The organism is Proteus hauseri (genome assembly GCF_040139125.1).
GTDB lineage: Bacteria > Pseudomonadota > Gammaproteobacteria > Enterobacterales > Enterobacteriaceae > Proteus > Proteus hauseri_B.
In genome coordinates this window covers 1-1771 of the sequence record NZ_JBEEUB010000028.1, presented here as the reverse complement: position 1 = coordinate 1771, position 1771 = coordinate 1, and the positions used below count along the sequence as shown (strand labels likewise).

Genomic DNA, 1771 nt, shown 5'->3' with positions numbered 1-1771 from the left:
GTTGGGTAGGGGAGCGTTCTGTAAGCCTGCGAAGGTGTGCTGTGAGGCATGCTGGAGGTATCAGAAGTGCGAATGCTGACATAAGTAACGATAATGCGGGTGAAAAACCCGCACGCCGGAAGACCAAGGGTTCCTGTCCAACGTTAATCGGGGCAGGGTGAGTCGACCCCTAAGGCGAGGCTGAAAAGCGTAGTCGATGGGAAACGGGTTAATATTCCCGTACTGGTGGTAACTGCGATGGGGGAACGGAGAAGGCTAGGTTGTCCGGGCGACGGTTGTCCCGGTTCAAGCATGTAGGCAGAGTGATTAGGCAAATCCGGTCACTTAATGCTGAGGTGTGATGACGAACCACTACGGTGGTGAAGCAATTGATGCCCTGCTTCCAGGAAAAGCCTCTAAGCTTCAGGTTACCAACAATCGTACCCCAAACCGACACAGGTGGTCAGGTAGAGAATACTCAGGCGCTTGAGAGAACTCGGGTGAAGGAACTAGGCAAAATGGTGCCGTAACTTCGGGAGAAGGCACGCTGACGGTAAGTGACGTCCCTTGCGGACAGAGCCGAAGTCAGTCGAAGATACCAGCTGGCTGCAACTGTTTATTAAAAACACAGCACTGTGCAAACACGAAAGTGGACGTATACGGTGTGACGCCTGCCCGGTGCTGGAAGGTTAATTGATGGGGTTATCCTTAGGGAGAAGCTCTTGATCGAAGCCCCAGTAAACGGCGGCCGTAACTATAACGGTCCTAAGGTAGCGAAATTCCTTGTCGGGTAAGTTCCGACCTGCACGAATGGCGTAATGATGGCCAGGCTGTCTCCACCCGAGACTCAGTGAAATTGAACTCGCTGTGAAGATGCAGTGTACCCGCGGCAAGACGGAAAGACCCCGTGAACCTTTACTATAGCTTGACACTGAACATTGAACTTTGATGTGTAGGATAGGTGGGAGACTTTGAAGTGTGGACGCTAGTCTGCATGGAGTCAACCTTGAAATACCACCCTTTAACGTTTGATGTTCTAACCTAGGTCCATAATCTGGATCGGGGACCGTGTCTGGTGGGTAGTTTGACTGGGGCGGTCTCCTCCTAAAGAGTAACGGAGGAGCACGAAGGTTGGCTAAGCATGGTCGGACATCATGCGGTTAGTGCAAAGGCATAAGCCAGCTTGACTGTGAGAGTGACGGCTCGAGCAGGTACGAAAGTAGGTCTTAGTGATCCGGTGGTTCTGAATGGAAGGGCCATCGCTCAACGGATAAAAGGTACTCCGGGGATAACAGGCTGATACCGCCCAAGAGTTCATATCGACGGCGGTGTTTGGCACCTCGATGTCGGCTCATCACATCCTGGGGCTGAAGTAGGTCCCAAGGGTATGGCTGTTCGCCATTTAAAGTGGTACGCGAGCTGGGTTTAGAACGTCGTGAGACAGTTCGGTCCCTATCTGCCGTGGGCGTTGGAAGATTGAGAGGGGTTGCTCCTAGTACGAGAGGACCGGAGTGAACGCACCACTGGTGTTCGGGTTGTCATGCCAATGGCATTGCCCGGTAGCTAAGTGCGGAAGAGATAACCGCTGAAAGCATCTAAGCGGGAAACTTGCCTCGAGATGAGTCTTCCCTGTCACCTTGAGTGACCTAAAGGAACGTTTAAGACTAAGACGTTGATAGGCTGGGTGTGTAAGCGTAGCGATACGTTGAGCTAACCAGTACTAATGAACCGTGAGGCTTAACCTGACAACACCGAAGGTGTTTTGTCTGAGAGACAAAAAGTAGATGAAGTA

Annotated in this window: 1 rRNA gene; it reads left to right on the top strand. The window is 51.9% G+C overall.

The features are described 5' to 3' along the window. Positions 1 to 1724, top strand: a 23S ribosomal RNA gene (locus ABN099_RS18965); the annotation flags it as partial. Positions 1725 to 1771 lie beyond the last annotated feature (47 nt).